Source organism: Dyadobacter sp. CECT 9275, assembly GCF_907164905.1.
Taxonomy (GTDB): Bacteria; Bacteroidota; Bacteroidia; order Cytophagales; family Spirosomataceae; genus Dyadobacter; species Dyadobacter helix.
This window is the reverse complement of sequence record NZ_CAJRAF010000004.1, coordinates 395,079-415,087: the sequence shown is the minus strand read 5'-3', so window position 1 is coordinate 415,087 and position 20,009 is coordinate 395,079. Positions and strand designations below refer to the sequence as shown.

Sequence of the window (20,009 nt, the reverse complement as noted above, 5' to 3'; positions counted from 1 at the left end):
GAGAATGATTTAAAAAACCATTCCAATTGGTTCTTTTAAATAAATGACCGTATAAATGGAGTAACAATGTGCCTTTTTGTTTCTTTTGACGTAATACAATCAAGCAAGGTCAGTTAAAATTAATCGTTAAACTCTAATCAGTATAATGCAGAGATCATTATCAAAAGCAGCCATATACGTAGTTATGGCAAGTGCAGTGGCGGGCCTGGCGTTTTCGGGCACCTCCATCAAAACGGACGGTGTTGCCGGGCCGGGTAAAAATGTGGATGCCAAAGAAATAAAACTTCCCGCAGGATTCACCGCAACCATTCTGGCCACAGACCTGGGCGCCACCAGGCACATAGCAGTTAATAAAAGCGGGGATATTTTTGTGAAACTATCGAAGCTGAAAGATGGGCACGGCATGTATATGCTCCGTGACACCGATAAAGATGGTGTTTTGGATGAGAAAAAAATGTTTGCGGGTTACCCAGGAACGGGGATAGCTATCAAAAACGGTTACCTGTACAGCTCTTCCAATACCGGAGTTTTCAGATATAGGTTGAATGAAAAAGAAGAAATCATCGACCTTGAAAATCCTGAGGAAATCGTGGCGGGGCTGGTTGACAAGGGGAGAGATAACGCAAAACCGCTGACGCTGGATAATCAGTCCAACCTATATGTAACGGTAGGTTCTTACAGTGACAACTGTCGCGAAGCGGGAAAAGGTACCGGTATGTCGCCATGTACTATACTTGATTCGGCCGGGGGGATTTGGAAATTCAGCGCGGAGAAACGGAACCAGACATTTAAGGATGGGCAACGGTATGCCACGGGAGTGAAAAATGCCGTAGGAATTAACTGGGATAATAAAACCAATTCCCTCTATGCTACTTCGCATGGGCGCGGAAAATTTGATGATATGTTTCCTCAGTATTATACCCCAAAACAAAGTGCAGAGCTGCCGGCAGAGGCATTATACAAGTTGAAACAAGGAGACGATGCCGGCTGGCCCTATATCTATTATGACCATTTTCAAAACAAGAAAATTCTGGCACCAGAATATGGCGGTGACGGGAAAAAGACTGGCGGAGAGAAGGCTATCAACCCCGTAGCGGCATTTCCTGCGCATCTGGGGCCCAATGCACTGATGTTTTACACAGGTAACATGTTTCCGGCTAAATACAAAAACGGAGCTTTCATCGCATTTCACAGCCAGTCGCCAGAGCTGAAGAAGGGTTATTTGGTAGCCTTTGTTCCTTTTGTGAATGGCAAGGCGGGTAAGTGGGAAATTTTTGCGGACAACTTTGCAGGAACCGACCTTGTCAAGCCAACCGGGCCTATTCAGCACCGTCCCTGCGGCTTGGCGCAGGGACCTGACGGGGCGCTTTATGTTTCGGATGACCTGAACGGAACCATATTCAAGATTACTTACAAGAAGTAAAACAACGGAGGGCAGAAGATCCTTTTTGCCCTCCGTTGTTTATAAAGACATTCCCCCGTCAACGTATATGTTCTGGCCGGTGATATAACTGCCGGCATCCGAACATAAAAGCAAAGCGACTGTTGCGCACTCTTCTGGCATGCCGGTCCGGTCCATCGGAATATCCATTTTCTTCAGCAGTTTCTCATCTATTGGTGGCAGTTCTTCCTTAATGCGGGGCGTGTCGATGACACCGGGCGCAAGGTTGTTGACCGTCACACCCTTGCCTGCCAGTTGGGATGCAATATTCTGTACCAGATTTAACGAGGCGGATTTTGTTGCGGCATAAACAGCCATGAGCGGATGAGGCCTTTCCTGCTGAACGCTTCCGATGGTTACTATTCGTCCCCATTGTTTCTCTATCATGGCAGGAGCAAACCGCTGCATCATTTGTAAAGTGGCCCTGAAATTGGTTGTAACCTGCAGATCAATCTCTTTAGCGCTAATTTCGAGCCAGTCAACAGGAAGCTGTAGAGACGCATTGATCACCAGGATATCCAAGTGATCTACCAAAGCACTTACTTTTTTATATAACCCTGCCACTGCCTTGGGCCGGGAGAAGTCGGCTTGCAGGATATTCACACCGTTTCCATATTTTTTTATCTGCCGCGCTACCTTTTCTGCGTCTGTCTTATCACCCCTGTAATGCAGTATGATTCTGGCACCGTACTCAGCCAGCGCCAGCGCAATAGCTTTCCCTATGCCCTGGCTGGATCCCGTGACAAGGGCGTTTTTTCCTTTTAAGTTGAATTTGTTCTTTAGCATGACATATATCGTTTTCATTTAAGAAACCAAAATAATGCCAACGTTCTTTATATCAACTAGATCAATACCTGAGAGCTCCCTCTCTCGTAAGTTTTAATTTGTTCAAGGAATTCTTCTGAAATAGGCATGGTGGAGCTCGTTTTGTAATCAAACAATGCCATTGTTGTGCAGCCGGTTGTGTTGATCTCCTCTTTGTCTTGTACAATACTGGTGATCATGTAATCAATGGTAAAAGTATTGCTGCTTATTTTTGAGGTCCTGACGAAAATGCGGGCGGGGTCGGGGAAAAGTATGGGCCTCAGGTATTCGATATGTGCACTGCTGAGAATGATGCCTTTTTCTTTCCAGTTCCACCTGAATGCCTTCAGCAGGTAATATATCCGTCCCTGTTCAAAGAAAGTAAGATACACCGCATTATTCACGTGATGCATGTGATTCATATCGCTCCAACGGATGTCGAGCTTCATGTTAAAGACAAATTTGTCTTTTTCTTCATCAATGTTTAACATTTCAAATCATTTTTATAGTGAGCGTACAAATGTTTGATTACAAATCTACGAATGTGTGGTAATAGCACTTTGGATGGTCCAAGATAGCAGCCTTTTTCCTGTTTTCCATCATAAAAATAGGAAACAATTATCAGATTTGTTGCTTATGGTTACAATTTATTCCTACAAGCCTATCGATATTGTTTTAATTGCCTTTTTTAGCAATTTATAGATGATCAGGGCGGAACCTCCGACGCGGACTAACCGGTGCTGGGATGCGCCGGTGCAGCAACCTGCCTCATCCCTTGTTATGAATAAGTTTACTTTGCCAGGCTTATTTAAAGCAAAACCCGAATTCAGCATCATTTCAGACACATCACCCGGGTTTCATTCAGAATATTCAGCAAATTAAAAATCGGTATCCGCTTTTTTAAGGTCCAATTCCTTGATCCAGATATTTCTGTACAGCACGTCATGTCCCTCCGACTGGAGTTTAAGCCCCCCCGGAGTGTCCGTTATGCCTTTCCCTCCGTTATTTCCTCCGTCCATTCCTGAGAAACGGCCTCCCCATACCTGCTTGATCTGGTGGTTTTTGTGGACTTTTTTGCCGTTAAAATATAGGGTAACCATGGGTTGTTCCACGAGCTTTCCTTCCTTGAACCGTGCTGCACGGAAAACAATGTCATAGGAGTTCCATTTTCCTATGCCGTTGTAGGCATAGTATGGCGATCTGGACTCGTTGATCACAGCGGCCATACCATGCGACGTGGTATCACCATCCAATACCTGGATCTCGTAGCGGTTTTGCAGGTAGACACCACTGTTCCCCCCGGGTTTGGTAATCAGAAATTCAACATGTGCCCGAAAATCACGGAATTGTTTATTCGTCACGATATCCGCTGAGCCATACAGCCCACCGGCCGAAGCGGGGTCGTTGCAATTGATGACGGTTCCCTTGTCCACCGGATCGGGAACGACGGTCCATTTGATGGGAAGCGTAGCCTTTAGGCGAGGGCCTTCCCAGTAAGTCCATTTTTCATCCAGCATTTTGCGGCTTCCGTCCATATATACTACGGCGCCCTTGATCGGAGCAGTACCTACACCCACCTGGGCATGTAGAGCCGGAAGGGCCAGTAAAGAGATACCAAAGCCTAAGACAACGTTGTTGAGATTTCTTACGAGTCGATTCATCAGATAATGATTACTATTTCAGTATAAAAATTTTGTTTCCGGCTTATCCGGTAAGTCCGCATCTTAATAAGTCAGCAGGTATTGTGAGTTACTGTTCTGCTGACTATTTCGTTTTTACATAAAAGTGTGGCATGTTACCCTTGGCGCTCATGCGTTCTTCGATACTTATCTCCGGAATATGGCGGATAAGGTCCAGCAATTTTTTATAACCATAATTGCGGGAGTCAAAATCAGGCTGTTTTTTAAGGATCATACTTCCTAAAACGCCCAGGAAAATCCAGCCGTCTTCTTCTGCTATGTCATTGATACTGTCAGATATCAATTTAACAAGGCGTTCATCAATTTTAGCGACCACCGGGGCGGCTGGTGCCTCCTCCTTCAAAGGTTTGTTTTTAGCCGTTTTTTTGGCAGGAACTTCCGGTTTGGGCTCCTTTTTAAGTATTTCGATGTAGATGAATTTGTTACATGAAGCGATAAAAGGTGACGGCGTTTTTCGCTCCCCGATCCCGAAGACCAGCATACCGGCTTCCCTTAGCCTGGTGGCGAGCCGTGTAAAGTCGCTGTCACTGGAAACAATACAAAAGCCGTCGACCCTTCCTGTGTACAGAATATCCATCGCATCAATGATCAGCGCCGAATCCGATGAATTTTTGCCAGAGGTATAACTATACTGTTGAATGGGCGTTATGGCATTTTCCAGCAAAACGGTTTTCCATCCCGAAAGGGTGGGCTTGGTCCAGTCGCCGTATATCCGCTTAAAGGTTGGCGTGCCGTATTTGGCAATTTCTTCCAGCATCCCTTTTATGTTTGCATAGGGTACGTTATCTGCATCGATCAGTACTGCAAGCCTTAATTCTTTATTTACCTCCATGATCAGGATTCGTTATTTTAAGTCGAATGTTGAAGCAGCAGGCAAGGTCGTTAATTATAAGTGGATTAAAAAGTATGTTTCGGGATGGATGTTTCAGACCTGTACCCGCCAGAATTTTCCGATACCGAAGCAAGCGCCCGGGTGATCGTGATTTTCAAATTTTTTTGTTCTAAATTCCGTGTATCCGGGAGTATCTCATCAAATTATCGTCTTTGTAAATAGAAAGTCATTCAGGATATTACCGGATTGCCAAATCATAAATGTAGAAAATGTCTTATTTTAATATTGATTCGTCAAAACAAAATACTTTTGATGCGATCGTCGTCGGTACAGGAATCAGTGGGGGCTGGGCTGCAAAGGAGTTGACGGAAAAGGGGATGAGGACCCTTGTGCTGGAGCGCGGCCGTGACGTAAAGCATATTGTGGATTATCCTACCACCCACATGCAGCCTTGGGAGTTTGAGCATCTGGGACAACCTTCCCTGGCTATGCGGCAGCAGAACCCGATCGCCAGCAAACATTATATTTTCAAGGAGGATGCCATGCATTTTGTGGTAAAGGATGCCGAGCACCCTTATGTTCAGGATAAGCCTTTTGACTGGATGCGGGGATATCAGGTAGGAGGGCGGTCGCTGTTATGGGCCAGGCAGACGCAGCGTTGGTCTGACTTTGATTTTGAAGGACCCATGCGTGACGGATTTGCGGTAGACTGGCCCATCCGGTATAAGGACATTGCTCCCTGGTATAGTTATGTAGAAAAATTCGCAGGTATTTCCGGTAATAAAGATGGGCTTCCTCAGCTTCCGGACGGAGAGTTTCTGCCGCCGCATGAAATGAGTTGTGTTGAGAAGCATTTTAGCGAACAGGTAGCAAAACACTACAACCATACACGTCCGATCATTATCGGACGAGCGGCACATATCACCGAACCGCAGCCCGTTCATCTGGAGCAGGGACGGGCCAAATGTCAGCACAGGGTGATGTGCCAGCGTGGATGTCCTTTCGGAGGATATTTCAGTACTAATTCCTCCACCTTACCCTGGGCGGAGAAAACCGGAAAACTTACCCTACGGCCCCATTCCGTGGTACATTCCATTATTTATGATGAAAAAAGAAAAAAGGCCACAGGTGTGAGGGTAGTAGATGCGCTGACGAAGGAAATGACGGAATACTATGCCAGGATCATTTTTCTGAATGCGTCTGCCATTAATTCCAATCTGATTCTGTTGAATTCAAAGTCAGGCCGGTTCCCCAGCGGCTTGGGAAATGACAACGGGCTGATGGGAAAATTCATCGGGTTTCATAATTACCGGGGAAGGGTGAGCGCAGATTACGATGGTTTCCATGCATATACCACTGACGGGCGCAGACCGAATGGGTCCTATATTCCTCGGTTCCGGAACGTTTTCAAACAGGAAACTGACTTTTTACGTGGTTATGCGGCCTCTTTTTCGGCCTCAAAAATGGGAAGTCCGCAGGAGGGGATTGGGCAGATACTGAAGGAAAATCTGTTCAAACCTAGTGAAGAAGGCTGGACCATGGGCGCTCAAATGATGGGGGAAACGTTACCCAAGGAAAGTAATTCGGTGAGGCTGGATACCTCATTGACCGATGCCTGGGGCATTCCGCAACTAAGGATGTCAGTGGAATTTGACGATAATGATATGAAAATGGTACAGGATTTCTACGAACAATTGAGTGAAATGCTGGATAAGTCGGGATTTACTAACATCAAAACGTCTGATACCCGGCGAAACCCTGGCAGCGAAAACCATGAGATGGGGGGCGTGAGAATGGGAAAAGACCCCAAAACGTCGCTTCTCAACAAATGGAATCAGTTGCATGCCTGTGCCAATGTATTCGTAACGGATGGGGCCTGCATGACCTCTACGGCCACCCAAAATCCTTCGCTTACCTACATGGCGCTCACGGCCAGAGCCGTAGATCATGCCGTTGGTGAAATGAGGAAGGGGCATTTGTAAGAAGCGAAGCAGCGAGAGATGATTTTTAAGGTATGGCATTTTTTAATATTAAAATTTCCTTTCCAGAGGTATCTCTAGACCATTCGAAATAGGTGTCGACCCATTTATAAGTTGCGTCCCATACCGAAAAGAAGTTGGTATCTTTCCGGTCAAACGGAACTGTATAAGCAGAATTTTCACAAAAGTCGATAGCGATTAAAGCATATTCCGAGGCCTGGGTTTTGGTGTTTCTGCGGTAACCCGTGAAAAGTATTTGCGATTTACCGGGTGACAAACCCACCGCACGTGAATCAAAAATCTGGTACCCGGTGAGTTGATGGGGGCTCTGCGGACTGCTGACGTCGAAATGATAGAGGTCGAGCGTCTGAACATTCAATATCACATTTGTACCGATGAGCAGATAGCTGCCCCCCGCGATGGTCCGTATGGAACGGCTTTCCTCCATCGTATGTATTTCCTTTTTTTGCATAGGCTGCCCGTTTTCGCCATCAAGCCACTGATAGGTATTGAAGTTATCCCCACGGCGGTTCACTTTTTTCACCGCAGCCGTTTCGCCTTCATCGGTTATGAGGTACATATTTTTCGAAGCTGCAAGCACGGTTGGTTTTGGCGTATCTTTGAGAAACAACGCCTGCCAGAAATACGGGACGGGGCTGTTTTCTTCGGGTAGTACAATGTTTTTGCGATTATGTTTTACTACAAAATAGGCGGTTGATATTTTTCTGCTGCCACCGCTTATCAGCCAGTTCCAATAGCTCTTTTGTTCAAGGTGGCGGTCTATCTCCAGAAGCCCGGAAGTTGCCGTATTCTGCTCTTTTCCAATCGAGTTAAAAACAAAAAGTTTTAAAAATCTTAAAATTTCGGCCATGATATGGTCATGTAAAGTCTTCTGCTATCAGTTGAGTATTGTATGTGGATCGTTTACCGAGGCAGGGTTTCCTCCGGTTGGGTTGTTTAATCTTTGTTTGCTTTTGTGGACTGCTCATCAGCTACTCCGTTGGATACCTTCATCATAGAGCGGGACCAGACCGCGTACAAGCTGCTCCAGGCTTCTTTTGTTTCGTCATTCCATAATTCACCAGGGCTGTGTTCCAACATCCAAAGCAGGGCAGTACCCACTGTTTGATATTGTCCCGGGAGCGTACCATAGTGTGCATGGCGCCGGGCCAGAGCATCTATTTCATGCTGAATGCTGGGCACGTTTTGCAGATGTGCCACCAGAAAGGTGAGCATATCCATTATTTTTTTCTCCTGCTTTTCCTGGTCGTTCTTGAACAAGGGCCTGAGACCGGGATCCAGGGCAAAAAGTTTGCTATAAAATAGAGCTCCGGCATTTTCGGGATGCCTCAGAATATGGCTCCACGAATTTTTGATGATTAGAATATCACGGTACGTCATGGGTGTTTTATAATGATGGTCAGAATAATGTTGTCCGGCAACGGCACCGGTTGTGCTGTTTTGACTGGATAATGCAAACCTAAGCCCGGCAGAAGGCTGTTCCTATTAGTAGGGGTATACAAGAAGTGGACGCCTCCGAAAAGCAGGTATACAAAAGGTATACAAGCTTACGAATGGGCTTGAAAAGTGCCTTAACGGGCAGAAAACAGTGTTTATTCAAATGGTCGCCTGGGGTCGTTTACTTTCGCGGGCGCCAAAATACAGCCCATTTTCACAGGGTATCCCGGTGAAAATGGGCTGGTTTCCATGCGATTTTATGGATAAGTGATCCCGATGATCCGTCTTTTAAATGGACATCAGGTAATCGGCTAAGTTACTTTCTTCGGGAAGGTTAAGCTTTTTGCGTAGCCGGTGGCGGGCGGTTTTAACGCTGTCGGGGGAAATGTTTAACAGCGTGGCCGCTTCCTTCAGGTTAAGGTTGAGTCTGACCAGCGCACAGAGCCTGAGTTCCCCAGCACTTAATTCGGGATACGCAGTTTTAAGCTTAGAAAAAAAATCTTTGTGAACTCCTTCAAAGTACATTTTAAATTCATCCCAATCCTTATCCAGGTTGAAACTGTAATCGATCAGATTGATGAGTCTGCTAAACATGGGCGTATTTTCATCTTTTTGTCCGCTTTTAAGTGCCAGCGAAACCGTTTGTCTGATCTCTTCGAGGATACTGTTTTTCTGGATCAGATTCAGTGTATGTGTCGTAAGCGCCTTATTGCGGAATTCGAGTTCGGTTTGCAATTGCAGTTCTCTCTCCTTCTGATTGCGCAGCTCAGTCTCAGCCAGTACTTTTTGTATCTGATGTAGTTCATTTTCTTTCTGTACTTTCAGGCGCTGTCTGTTGAAGGCAAGAACAACAAGGATAAGTCCGGCGGCCAGGCCTAGGGCCACCGTATTACGCGTTGCATAACCAAGGTCTTTTTCTTTTTCTAAAAGTTTTATCTCGATTTCCTTTTGTTCCGTTTCGTAATGGACCCTCAGATTGGCGATTTTATTTGCGTTTTCGGCATTGAAAATCGAATCCTTTAACGTGGCAGCAAGTTTTTGGTAGTGAAAAGCGTTGCTATAATCTTTGTTGGAACCATACACGGTAGCCAATCCCTCGTATGACCGTTGCAACTGTGGGCGTAATCCCATCCCCACTGCAAGATCTGCTGCTTTTTTGTAACTGTCCACAGACTCCGAGAACCGGTTCAAAGCAGCCAGTACGTTCCCGCGACCATTATAGGAGCTTATCATCAGCTTTTTACTTTGATACTGCTCATTGATTTCCAGTGCTTTCTGGTACTCAGCCAGGGCATGGGTGTAGTCTTTTTGCTGGAAATAGGTTTCGCCCAGGTTATTATGGCAGATAATCTGACCGTTGGAATCTTTTAATTTTTCAAATATCCCGACCGCCTTGTTAGCGCTGGCTATTGCCTCGGGGTATTTTTTCTGTTTGCAGTAAATAGAACCTGCATTGATGTAGTAGCCCGCCATCGATTTTTGGTCTCCGGTTTTGGTCCATATCGCCATAGCCTGCGTGTAGGAAGCCAGTGCTTCTTCGAAATTCTTCTGGTTTTTATGCACGTTTCCGATGCTGTTCAGCGTGCCAGCGATTCCGCTCTGATACCCCAGTTCACGGAAAATGGCAACGGCCTGGAGATAATGGTCCAGCGCTTCGGTATAGTTGCCCTGTTCACCATATACGAGCCCCATTCCTGACAGGATTTTGGCTATCCCTGCCTTATCTCCGATTTGTTCGTATGTCTTTTTACCCTTTTTATAAGTGGCAATGGAAGAAATGTAATCCGATTTTTGCCAGTGATAAACCGCAATTCCCTGGTAACTTCTCGCCTGGCCCCGGAGGTAATTTAGTTTCTGTGCTAACTGTAATGCCTTTTCAGAGTAATGGATGGTGTTTTCTGGTGCAGATGCCCAGTACTCCATGGCCAGGTCCACCAGGAGGTTCACCCGGGAGGTGTCTTCCGAAGATTTCCGCAGAAGATTTTCCAGACTATCGATTTTAGAAGATTGCGCGAAAACGGGTGCTGTAAAAAGCAGAAACAAAAGAGAAATACTGATTTTCATGAGACGAATCCGCCATTAGATTTAGGTTCCGCCAAATATAGAAGAAATTATAAGGCAAAGCCGCATACTGTAAAAAAGAACGGGACACTATTTAGTTAACGTAGTTCTCACAGAGTAGGAGTATACAATCCCGTATGCGCGGACTACTTTTGAAATCCGGCCGGGACTTTGCACATGGCAAAAGTAACCCGCCTCTCCCGCGCTTTCCTGTTCATTTTAGTATTAGAAAGATTTCTATTTTTTTTAAATAGAATAACTACAAAATTATTGAATAACGAAATTACTTTTGTTGAGATCATCACCTGTTACCAGATTCAAATTAATATGCTTGGGGTGAATTGAAAGGCAGAATCCAGTCCGTAAAGATTTTAAATCATGTGTTAATAGTTTTAAGTAAGTGTTAAAGTAGTTACATTATTTAATTTGAATAATTTTAATTTTAACTATAAATAAATATACAAACACCAGTAGCGGACACCCTCATGAAAGAAATTCTTATTGTTGAAGATCATCCCATTGTCAGTATGGGAATTGAAATGCTGATCCATGATAATATACCGGAGACAATCGTTCACAAGGCTGCAACATTTGCACAGGCTGTTGAAATTGTTGCGCGTAAGAAATTATCTCTGGCAATCATGGATATCAATATTCCGGGTGGTGGAAATGCAGGTATGATTAGGGGATTGCGCATGAAACATAATACCCTTCCTATTCTGGTTTACACCGGCCGGGATGAAAAGACACATGCCGTTTCCTATATCAAGGCGGGAGCCAACGGATTCATTTCTAAAAGTTCGGAAGAAAAAGAAATGCTTACGGCTATAGAAACCGTTCTGGCTAAAAAGAAATATTTCAGCAACGAATTTTGGGAAGTTGTAATTACCAATTTTTCAGACAATACACCCTTGGGAAGCAACCCGATGGAATCGCTTACAAAACGAGAGATTCAAATAATGGAAATGTTGCTGGAAGGAAAATGGACAAAAGAAATTGCCGAGGAACTGGAACTGAAAGTAACTACGATCAGCACGCACAAATTACGAATATTTCAGAAAATGAACGTGACAAACGTGATCGATCTCTTCAAGAAAAAGCAACAATATACACAATAGCTTTGGTCTCGTAACTGAGGGTAAATAACAGAGCCGGCAGTATTTCGCTGCCGGCTCTGTTATTTTGATATTGAGCCTGCCTCTTATTAATTAAGATGAAATGCATTGTTCTCCGGCAGGTTATCTGTGGGGAAGTTTTCGAATATCAAGTGGATTTTGGTTCCATTGTTGACTTCAACCAGTATTTTTATGTGAAGTAACGAGGAGATTTCCTTTACAATAATAAGTCCTAGGCCTCCAAACTGGCCCGACAGATTCTTCAGGTTATCAATATGATCAAATGCAGGAGGCGTATTAAGCCACTGGGTAAGGGGGGCAGGCATTCCGGGTCCGGAGTCGGAAATAATCAGCCGAAGCATACTTTTCTCAAAATAGGAATAAATTCTTATCTGCCCGTTCCGGCAGTATTTATTCGCATTGTCGAGCAGGTTATGTAAAACAATAGAAAGCAAATGAGCGTGTGATTCAGTTGAGAGTGTTTTGGGTACTTCATTGAGAATTATATTATTATGTTCCTGGATGACGGTACTGAAAAGGTTTATCTTTAATGCCACCAGGTTATACAGGTTAACCGGTTCCAGTTTTACAGTACCGCCGTATACCTGTGTTTTAATAAAGCCTGTCAGGTTCACCATCAGGTCGTACATGCCGCTAATGGTGTTTTCTATGGTTGCGTTAATTTCGGAGGCATACTCGAAATCCTTTTGCTGGATGATATTAGACATTCTTCTGGATGCGGAACGTACAAATTTGAGCGGTGTTTTTACATCATGTGAAATGGAGGCCACCAGTCGCGACTGGATATGCATTTGTCTGGAAAGCTCATTTTCCGATTCTCTCAGAGCGTTCAGCGTATGCTGAAGTTCGCCGGTCCTTGTGGTGATGGCCAATTCCAGTTTCTGATTCATTTTTTTCAAATAGCGGACACGAAGCCTGAAGTAAATGAAGATTGCCATTAAAATAATGAATACGCAAAAAACTCTGAACCATACTGTTTGGTACCAGTGTGGCGGAACAATGATCCTTATTTTTTTATAGGTGTAATTGCTGGTGCCAAAACCATTGGCTAACCGGATGGTAAGCAGGTAAGTGCCCGATTTAATATTACCAAGCTGGATACTCTTGCTGCCGCCGATCACCGGAAGCCAGCTCTGCGTAAGTCGTTCATTGCCGTTTTCAACCAATGAATAAGAAGCCTGCAGATTGGCTTTATGGCCAAAATAGGGCGTAGCAAAATAAATCACCACCTGTTCAGGGTCAAGGGGAAGTGTCAGTGTATCCGATGAGAAAGTCCTAACTTCGCCTTTTTCCCCGTACCGATCTGCTATGATGGTTCTGCCAGGCGTATCTGGATTTATTTTTTCGGGATTGAACCACACCAGACCGTCAAGCGAAGGTAGTGAGAGGTATCCGTTTGCCAGCCTCAAAGCACAGGGCTGGCATCCTCCGTTGAATTCATTGGTTCCAAAACCATAACTTTTATCATAAAACTGATAGTAAAGGTCGAAGGGTTTACGAGCATAGTTCAATAGGTCCTGATGAGAGATCTGGAAGAGCCCATGATTGGTAGGCATCCAGAAAAAACCCTTCTTATCCAGCACAATGCAGTGGGTTGCGGCCAAATATTTGTTCTGGTCCAGGGGAAAGGAGGTGAGTTTTTCACCTTGATATAAATGAAACCCATTTTCATAGGTCGAAAACCATACCTGTGCCTGTTTGCCGGGGTGGATATAAATACTCCTGATATACATCCCTTCAGTACCCTTGATGGGCTCCTTTTTGCCTGTTGCAGTATACAGACGGTACAAGCCCTTATTCGTTCCCACCCATAACACATTTTTGGATTCCTGCATGATATAGGATACACCAGCTCCTTTGTCAAGGTTGAATCTTTGCTTTGGGGCTGCTCCGGCCTTGGCAATACTATAGAGCCCACGGTTTTGGGTGCCGATCCAGATGATCCCATCCGGTCCTTCATACAACTGGCTGACTTGGTCGCCTATATCCCATACTGCCATTTTTTCGGTCCCGTTGCCGTTAAAGCACAGTACACGTGTTAATTCCTTAGTCCATATCTGTCCCCTTTTGTCCGTCAGGATACTGTATCGGTCCCAGTCCATATTTTTGGCGAATGCCGGTAACTTGGGGCGGTCGGATGGAGTGGTAAGGCCGGCAACCACGCCAAGAGGACTGAGTACCGCGTCTGGACCAAATGGCGTTTGAGCATAAAAAATATTCTCCGTAATACCCAGTTCGGATCTGACTGTCTGAAACGGCCGTTTTGTTAGTATCAGCAAACCTTTGGTAATGCTGGCCAGGAAAAAGCGCTGGTTAAATTCATCATAATATACGTAAGCGATACCGTTTGATATGAAATCTAAATCGTTGATTTCCATGGTTGTGTATATTCTTCCGGTGCTAATAACTCTGACTGCATACAGATTTTTGTCCAGGTAGATAAACGCTTGGTCACTCGCACTATTCCAGATAAGCTGCATATCGTTTTTTTTGTCCCTGTATCCAGGATGTAGTAGGATATCGCCCTCTAAAACGGTCGTGGAGACAATGTGCTGGCCTACGCGGGTAATTTTTCCCTCGTTCTCCAAATAAAAGAGCTGGTTTCCGATCGTAAAAAAGTCTGTCAGTTTTTTACGATTCATGGTTACCTCAAATTTTTTCTTCCACAAAGCGTAAAATTCAATTTTATCCGGATGGCATACGTAAAAGGATCCTTTTTCACCAGGGACCATGATGATGTAGTGCTTTGGAGGGCGTACCGATTTGTTTTCAAATGAAAGGCTGGCGGCTATATATGTGGAGTCTTTTCCAGCCTCCATGTATGGTAGTTTTTTAATCATTTGGGTGTATGTGGGATGCCTAACAATACGTCCGGCTTCTATCATATATGCCACGTTATCATCGATTCCGGCGACCAAGGGAATTTTAGGATACCTTCTTTCCGTTGAATCCGATTTTTTTATGGAGAATCGGGTATATGCCTGGTTTATGTCGATTCGGGGCTTCAGAGAAAAGAAACTGTTGGTAGTCAGCGGAAGATTGGATTTGTCAAAAATGTAAAATTGTTGTCCGTCAAACCTTACCAGCCCGTTTTCAGTAGAGAGCCATATAAAGCCATTTTCGTCAGCGGCAATACTTTTAATGGTGTTTTGAGGTAGTCCGTTTTCGTCCGTATACTGGGTAAGGTTAAATTTGGAACGATCGTATTCGATACCCGTTTGCGCGTAACCGGAACTTAAAATTCCGGCCAGGAAGAAAATTACATAAAGCGTTTTCATAATAACGTGAATAAGTGTGGTAGTAAATAAAAGTTAATGATCAAGCATCGGACTTGTTGTTAAAAAAAGCTTGGTAGTAGTGTTCATGAATTGATTTTGTAATTAAAAAGTTGAGACCTTAAAAGAATATCATACCCACTTACAGGTTAGCCTACCATGCTAACCGCTGCATATATTTCATGCCATCTATTATTACAATAGTATGACATAAATCATTGGAATTTTTTAAATATATCTTAATAGACCGGCCATGGTCACAGTTGTATCTTAAATGGACCATTTTATAAATAATGGTTAGCACATGCCTGAAATAGAGTTGAAACGATAAAATTTTTAAAATTCTATTTTTTACTGCCTGGAGATGACTATTGCGCACAAATTTTAATATATATAGTTACCTATGGATAAATAAAGTAAAAAACTTTTATCTGTGTACTAATTATTTTAAAATTTATTGCAGAAACCCCACCGGATTACTTATAAAAAGAAGAAGTATTACTTTATTCGTTCAGTTGAATAATGATGATCCTGATTCTATTTTTTTCTCTTCTGCTTTTAAGCTATTAACAGAGTTCAAATTAAACACTTTTTTTTATAAATTAAACGCTATTCTACATTTCAATAAAGCGTTTAGACTTTTATTGTATCAGCGGGTCACCAAAATTTATAAAAAATATATTCTATTTTATTATAGAATTAATTATGTTTTTTGTAGTAAATATTTTTGATATAAATTCTATATTAGGCTTCTATTTGTAGAAGTATGGCAATTATTACTGCTCTGGCGGAGCTTCTCCTGATGATATTTTGAATTCTGTAAATGATCAGGATTTAATCACTTATATAGGTATACGTAATGTTTTTTGTAGAAAATTTCACTGAAATTTATCCGGAAATAGAAATTCAAATGAGATTCCCATCGTTAATTTTTCATAGGATCATTTTGTATGCTTTTATTAACGCACATGCATTAGAAAATTTATTATCTTTTATGTAGACTTATTTTTAAATAAATTTTTATAAAATTGCGAGCAGTATATATCGATTTTGAAATTGATTTGAATGGTTTTTTAATGGCAGAAAAGGCTGGCCGGGATGAATGTTCCAGGCCAGCCTTTGATTTTACAGGATGTATTCTGTTAAAAAAATAAAAAATATCTGGACTGTTGAAAGCTTATCTGGTCAACATACGATCACAGTTTCTATTCCCAATAGCTGCCCCAGTTTTTTAATTCTTGAACTAATATGTCCCAGGCCCACTGCGCAGTGATGCGCGGGGCCATGACTATTCCATGCTTCCACAAATCGGCGGGCGCCGATAGAAAACTTGTAACGGCTATTGGTGTTACCAATTTCCAGAATAGGACCCGGTACTGATTCTCCTTCGGCAACAAGCAGTAATATCTTTCCGTCAGCAGTTTCAACTACGGACAAGAGCGTGACGGGGCCGTGTTTTACGCTCATTTCAACGGAAAGCCCTTTTCCGACCTTTCCGTGATAAACATACAGCGGGCGTACTTTGGTTTTACCCTGTGCAATGGCGATATGTCCGGGACCGTCGTGGCCCATAAGAACTACGTCGTCGGTAAAATCCATGGCATAATATTCAGTAAATGAGCCTCCTGCTCCAAAACTGTCCATGATCTTCATAGCCTGGGCATTTTTGATTTCATATTCACCGGCAACAGGGATTCCGGCGGAAGTCAGCAGGGAATTACCAAGAATCACCGATGTCATTGTGTCTTCGTTGGGTAAGTTTCCGGTACCCTTGTGATAGTAGGCCATAGATCCAAGGTCATGTTTTTTTACCAGGGTATTGAGCGCAACTGCTGTCCTGGCGGCACGTTCAAGTTCGGCTGGTAAACAATCATCCTGAATATCAAAGGTTTCTTTGAATTCATCCAGCATACTTTGAACTTCCAGATCAGAGACTTCCTGCCGAATAGCGGAAAGCTCATCTACTTCCATGATTTCGATGTGTCCACCAAACACGGCGCAATGCCGGGTGAGGTCGGAATAGATATCCAGCATGCCGCCGTAATAGTTTCCCAGTACACCAAGTCGGTTGTGGTACATGATGTTAGCTACTTTCGCCGCCTCGATCCATTCGCTGATGGCGGTCCAGGCTTCCGGGTCGTCATCCAGCACGCCCGTTATCTGATAAAAAGGTATGCCTGCACGTTTGAAAACGTTTGCAATTTCGGGTACCGGGCATGCGGAACAAAAAGCAAGCCATTCGCCGGTCATTTGCGTCCGGTTTCCGAGTGCATTAAACCGGTCGTAGTCAATAGCGGCTTCAGGCGCAAGATTTAGCACGATAACCGGTACTTTGGCCCGTTGAACAACCGGCAGTACCGTGGAAGACAGGGCATAGGTTGTTACATACAGAAAGATAAGATCCACATCTGCCCGGCGGAAATCGTGCCCGGCCTCAAGCGCTTTTTCGGGGGTATCAATCAATCCCAGATTGACGATTTCCGCTCCAAAACCGGCCAGTTTCTCTTCCACAAGGCGCACATAACCTTTTAGCCGTTCTTCCAGCCCGTCGAACTGCTCCCAGTATGCCTCCAGCCCTATCCCGAAAAGCCCGATTTTTAAAGGGAATTTATTTTGCTTATTCATCAGATAATGTAAATTTAAAAGGTTGTTGCATTTATAGGTATTCGGTCAGGTGGTAATGGAGGGAGTATTGCTGGTTGATATTTTATATTATTGCATTAATAAATACAAATCTAAGGTAATGAGAGGATAGCAGCCAATGGGATGACGGTAACATCTCCTGCGTTTTCTCATTTTGTTTGCTTCAATAATTTCCTTCATTCAAAACGGGTAAAAAGTATGAAAAAAGCATTGTTGTTTTTCGGTTTAATGCTAGTTGGCATGCAGACATTTTCTCAGGGAGATAAAGGAAGCCGTCCAAGCCCACCAGCCGTTGCCAAGGCGACCGTTGATGGGAAAACCATCACTGTAGATTACAGCCAGCCATCGGTGAAAGGCAGGAAGATCTGGGGTGGGCTAGTACCATACGGCGAGGTTTGGCGCACAGGTGCAAATGAAACAACCACCATCGAGTTTTCTGATCATGTAATGCTGCAGGGAAAAACGGTACCAAAAGGTAAGTATGCACTTTTTACCATTCCGGGCGAAAAGGAATGGACGATTATCATCAACAAGGGAATTAAATGGGGCGCGTTTAGCTACAAACAGGACGAGGATGTTTTGCGTGTGGCAGTACCTTCTAAAAAATCCGGAGAGTTTCACGAAAAGATGCTCATCAAAGCTTCCAGCAACGGTTTGATTTCGATCCTATGGGAGAATCTTCAGGTTGATTTTACAGTGAAATAACAAAACACCGGAAGGATAGTCTTCATTTGTTCCTATTATGAGGGCACCTGTGTCCCTGGGCTCCGCCTCCTGAAAAACCGTCGCGACGGCATTTTCAGGAGGTGTATTTTTGTTGTCCGGGTAATTTGTTTTATTTTGTAAATAGCCATTTTTCTTGTTATTATATTCTGTTTAAAAGAATTTTGGTATTTTATTATTTGTGGTATAGGGAATATTACTACATTATTGTCTGGTGGTTGTAAGCGACGCTGAGCACTTGTAACCACATTCCTATGACTGCATTTCCACTGTACGATCCTGACGAAATTCCACAGGGACGAAGTTCGGACACTCCGGCAGAATCAAACGCCGGGACCAGGGTTACCGACGATGAGTGGCTTCTCAGAGCGCAGTTCGAGAGCGATCCGGATAAAGGTTGTGAGCTGCTTTTCAGGAGATATTATGTTAACCTTTGCAACCATGCGATCCGGTTTGTCCATTCCAGGGAGGTAGCGGAAGACATTGTATCCGAAATATTTGCGGTTTTCTGGCAAAAGCAGCTTTATAAGCAGGTGAATACCTCTTACAGGGCCTACCTGTATAAATCGGTAAGACACCGTTCCTATAATTATCTTAAGTGGCAGGTCAAATATATACATACGGAGGAAGGAGATGATCAGCCAGCCGATGTGCTGAACCCCGACGAGGCCCTCCAGTTCACTGAACTTCACCAGAAAATTGAGAACATCATTGGTAACCTGCCTCCGCAATGCCGGAAAGCTTATTTGCTTAAGCGGGTGGAAGGCAAAAAATATGAAGAGATAGCCGCCGAACTTAGGATCAGTTCAAAAGCTGTAGAGGCCCTGGTGAGCAGGGCACTGGCACGCCTCCGAAAGGAATTGGCGGTGTACTGGATACTGAGCCTGCTTTTACTCTTAAACTAACCCATGATTCAGCTCTCGCCCCGAATCGTTTAATGTTCTCTTTATTAGCAATCACATGAAGGAATCACTCATTAAGATACTTTTATTTGACTTTTTTGACGGTAAAACAACCTCGATCCAGCGTAAGCTGATAGAGGAGTGGATGGAAGACACTCGTAATCAGGATACTTATTATCGTTACCTGGACGAATGGGAAAGTACCCATCCGCAGTTCCAGCCCGAACTGGACCAGGCCCTTTTGAACTACCATCATATCAGAAAGGGGAAAAGCGTGCCCGCTACAAGCCTTTCAATTTCGGAAAAACCAGCATTTGCCAGCCCTATCAACAAATGGTTGTGGGTGGCGGCGGTTGCCTGTACAGCCATTTTCGGGGGATACGTTTTCAGGAAACAGATATGGTATGAAACGCTGGAATCCCTGCCTGGTAAAACGGTTGCCTACACTTTACCGGAGGGGACGGAGGTTTTGCTCAACGGAAATTCCCAGCTCCTGGTTCCCCGGTTCGGGTTTGGAGATGACAGCCGCGAAGTATTTCTCAGCGGGGAAGCAGAATTTAACGTTACACACACTTCCCGCAACGACAGGTTCATTGTAAGTATGAGCGAAAACTACCAGATTGAAGTACTTGGTACCGAGTTCATCGCTTTTTCAAGAGACAGAGGCAAAAGGGTATACCTCAAAAATGGTAAAGTGAAACTCCAGCTTCCGGAAGGCAAGCAGCTATATATGAAGCCCGGAAACCTGTTTGTTGCCAATAATAAAGGTGACTTCAAAATGACTGAGGCAGCGGATCCCCGGCCTTATGCAGCATGGAAACAGCGGACTTTTTACTTTAATAATACCTTGCTTTCCGAAGTGGCCGTACAGATCCGAGAACAGTTTGATGTGGACGTACGTATAGCAGATACGTTACTGGCAAAACGGCGCATTGCCGGAATTTTTAAGGCTGAACAGGCAGACGACTTGCTTCAGATTTTGTCCGAATTACTTGAGATAGAAATTACTCAAAAAGATCATTTTATAGAACTGTCTACTTCTAAAATTCCTTAAT

General features: G+C 44.0%; 15 protein-coding genes. 6 read left to right on the top strand and 9 right to left on the bottom strand.

The window, feature by feature from the left end:
- Window positions 1-145: 145 nt before the first annotated feature.
- Window positions 146-1,423: a PQQ-dependent sugar dehydrogenase gene (locus tag KOE27_RS27475; protein WP_215242056.1), complete on the top strand. Its 1,278-nt coding sequence runs from the start codon at window positions 146-148 to the stop codon at window positions 1,421-1,423.
- A 39-nt stretch (window positions 1,424-1,462) separates the two neighbouring features.
- Here KOE27_RS27475 and KOE27_RS27470 read toward each other — a convergent pair whose 3' ends face one another.
- The 4 genes from KOE27_RS27470 to KOE27_RS27455 all read right to left on the bottom strand — a co-directional run bounded on the left by KOE27_RS27470 (window position 1,463) and on the right by KOE27_RS27455 (window position 4,777).
- Complete coding sequence (locus KOE27_RS27470) at window positions 1,463-2,227, bottom strand: SDR family NAD(P)-dependent oxidoreductase (protein ID WP_215242055.1); 765 nt, start codon at window positions 2,225-2,227, stop codon at window positions 1,463-1,465.
- Between the two features lie 56 nt (window positions 2,228-2,283).
- Window positions 2,284-2,736: an acyl-CoA thioesterase gene (locus KOE27_RS27465; RefSeq protein ID WP_215242054.1), complete on the bottom strand. Its 453-nt coding sequence runs from the start codon at window positions 2,734-2,736 to the stop codon at window positions 2,284-2,286.
- Between the two features lie 387 nt (window positions 2,737-3,123).
- Window positions 3,124-3,906 (bottom strand): 3-keto-disaccharide hydrolase, encoded by a 783-nt coding sequence (locus KOE27_RS27460; protein ID WP_215242053.1) that lies wholly within the window; start codon window positions 3,904-3,906, stop codon window positions 3,124-3,126.
- A 103-nt stretch (window positions 3,907-4,009) separates the two neighbouring features.
- Window positions 4,010-4,777 carry an NYN domain-containing protein gene (locus tag KOE27_RS27455; protein WP_215242052.1) on the bottom strand — a complete coding sequence of 256 codons (768 nt, stop codon included), beginning with the start codon at window positions 4,775-4,777 and terminating at the stop codon, window positions 4,010-4,012.
- Between the two features lie 269 nt (window positions 4,778-5,046).
- Between KOE27_RS27455 and KOE27_RS27450 the strand changes: the two genes are divergently transcribed.
- Window positions 5,047-6,759, top strand: coding sequence for a GMC oxidoreductase (locus KOE27_RS27450; protein WP_215242051.1), 1,713 nt, complete (start codon window positions 5,047-5,049; stop codon window positions 6,757-6,759).
- 25 nt (window positions 6,760-6,784) lie between these two features.
- Here KOE27_RS27450 and KOE27_RS27445 read toward each other — a convergent pair whose 3' ends face one another.
- The 3 genes from KOE27_RS27445 to KOE27_RS27435 all read right to left on the bottom strand — a co-directional run bounded on the left by KOE27_RS27445 (window position 6,785) and on the right by KOE27_RS27435 (window position 10,278).
- Entirely contained in the window at window positions 6,785-7,627 is an 843-nt protein-coding gene (locus tag KOE27_RS27445) for a hypothetical protein (RefSeq protein ID WP_215242050.1), read from the bottom strand.
- An 86-nt stretch (window positions 7,628-7,713) separates the two neighbouring features.
- Window positions 7,714-8,157, bottom strand: a complete 444-nt coding sequence (locus KOE27_RS27440) for a globin domain-containing protein (protein WP_215242049.1) — start codon at window positions 8,155-8,157, stop codon at window positions 7,714-7,716.
- 345 nt (window positions 8,158-8,502) lie between these two features.
- Window positions 8,503-10,278: a tetratricopeptide repeat protein gene (locus KOE27_RS27435; RefSeq protein WP_215242048.1), complete on the bottom strand. Its 1,776-nt coding sequence runs from the start codon at window positions 10,276-10,278 to the stop codon at window positions 8,503-8,505.
- A gap of 482 nt (window positions 10,279-10,760) precedes the next feature.
- Here KOE27_RS27435 and KOE27_RS27430 point away from each other — a divergent pair, with 482 nt between their 5' ends.
- The gene (locus tag KOE27_RS27430; RefSeq protein WP_215242047.1) at window positions 10,761-11,393 is read left to right on the top strand and encodes a response regulator; all 633 of its coding nucleotides are present in this window, start codon (window positions 10,761-10,763) and stop codon (window positions 11,391-11,393) included.
- Window positions 11,394-11,479: 86 nt separating this feature from the next.
- Here KOE27_RS27430 and KOE27_RS27425 read toward each other — a convergent pair whose 3' ends face one another.
- Both KOE27_RS27425 and KOE27_RS27420 read right to left on the bottom strand, forming a co-directional pair.
- On the bottom strand, window positions 11,480-14,689 hold the full coding sequence (locus KOE27_RS27425; RefSeq protein WP_215242046.1) for a sensor histidine kinase: 3,210 nt from the start codon (window positions 14,687-14,689) through the stop codon (window positions 11,480-11,482).
- A gap of 1,182 nt (window positions 14,690-15,871) precedes the next feature.
- The gene (locus tag KOE27_RS27420) at window positions 15,872-17,311 is read right to left on the bottom strand and encodes an arabinose isomerase (protein WP_215242045.1); all 1,440 of its coding nucleotides are present in this window, start codon (window positions 17,309-17,311) and stop codon (window positions 15,872-15,874) included.
- 216 nt (window positions 17,312-17,527) lie between these two features.
- Here KOE27_RS27420 and KOE27_RS27415 point away from each other — a divergent pair, with 216 nt between their 5' ends.
- The 3 genes from KOE27_RS27415 (at window position 17,528) to KOE27_RS27405 (ending at window position 20,008) form a co-directional block, all read left to right on the top strand.
- A complete protein-coding gene (locus tag KOE27_RS27415) occupies window positions 17,528-18,034 on the top strand; it encodes a DUF2911 domain-containing protein (RefSeq protein ID WP_215242044.1) in 507 nt (168 codons plus the stop codon).
- 272 nt (window positions 18,035-18,306) lie between these two features.
- Window positions 18,307-18,957 (top strand): RNA polymerase sigma-70 factor, encoded by a 651-nt coding sequence (locus KOE27_RS27410; protein WP_215242043.1) that lies wholly within the window; start codon window positions 18,307-18,309, stop codon window positions 18,955-18,957.
- A 55-nt stretch (window positions 18,958-19,012) separates the two neighbouring features.
- Complete coding sequence (locus tag KOE27_RS27405) at window positions 19,013-20,008, top strand: FecR family protein (protein WP_215242042.1); 996 nt, start codon at window positions 19,013-19,015, stop codon at window positions 20,006-20,008.
- Window position 20,009 lies beyond the last annotated feature (1 nt).

What these genes read in the sequence shown, in the direction of transcription:
- KOE27_RS27475 (WP_215242056.1), top strand. Translation starts at nt 146, where the DNA reads ATGCAGAGATCATTATCAAAAGCAGCCATATACGTAGTTATGGCAAGT.
- KOE27_RS27470 (WP_215242055.1), bottom strand. Translation starts at nt 2,227, where the DNA reads ATGCTAAAGAACAAATTCAACTTAAAAGGAAAAAACGCCCTTGTCACG.
- KOE27_RS27465 (WP_215242054.1), bottom strand. Translation starts at nt 2,736, where the DNA reads ATGTTAAACATTGATGAAGAAAAAGACAAATTTGTCTTTAACATGAAG.
- KOE27_RS27460 (WP_215242053.1), bottom strand. Translation starts at nt 3,906, where the DNA reads ATGAATCGACTCGTAAGAAATCTCAACAACGTTGTCTTAGGCTTTGGT.
- KOE27_RS27455 (WP_215242052.1), bottom strand. Translation starts at nt 4,777, where the DNA reads ATGGAGGTAAATAAAGAATTAAGGCTTGCAGTACTGATCGATGCAGAT.
- KOE27_RS27450 (WP_215242051.1), top strand. Translation starts at nt 5,047, where the DNA reads ATGTCTTATTTTAATATTGATTCGTCAAAACAAAATACTTTTGATGCG.
- KOE27_RS27445 (WP_215242050.1), bottom strand. Translation starts at nt 7,627, where the DNA reads ATGGCCGAAATTTTAAGATTTTTAAAACTTTTTGTTTTTAACTCGATT.
- KOE27_RS27440 (WP_215242049.1), bottom strand. Translation starts at nt 8,157, where the DNA reads ATGACGTACCGTGATATTCTAATCATCAAAAATTCGTGGAGCCATATT.
- KOE27_RS27435 (WP_215242048.1), bottom strand. Translation starts at nt 10,278, where the DNA reads ATGAAAATCAGTATTTCTCTTTTGTTTCTGCTTTTTACAGCACCCGTT.
- KOE27_RS27430 (WP_215242047.1), top strand. Translation starts at nt 10,761, where the DNA reads ATGAAAGAAATTCTTATTGTTGAAGATCATCCCATTGTCAGTATGGGA.
- KOE27_RS27425 (WP_215242046.1), bottom strand. Translation starts at nt 14,689, where the DNA reads ATGAAAACGCTTTATGTAATTTTCTTCCTGGCCGGAATTTTAAGTTCC.
- KOE27_RS27420 (WP_215242045.1), bottom strand. Translation starts at nt 17,311, where the DNA reads ATGAATAAGCAAAATAAATTCCCTTTAAAAATCGGGCTTTTCGGGATA.
- KOE27_RS27415 (WP_215242044.1), top strand. Translation starts at nt 17,528, where the DNA reads ATGAAAAAAGCATTGTTGTTTTTCGGTTTAATGCTAGTTGGCATGCAG.
- KOE27_RS27410 (WP_215242043.1), top strand. Translation starts at nt 18,307, where the DNA reads ATGACTGCATTTCCACTGTACGATCCTGACGAAATTCCACAGGGACGA.
- KOE27_RS27405 (WP_215242042.1), top strand. Translation starts at nt 19,013, where the DNA reads ATGAAGGAATCACTCATTAAGATACTTTTATTTGACTTTTTTGACGGT.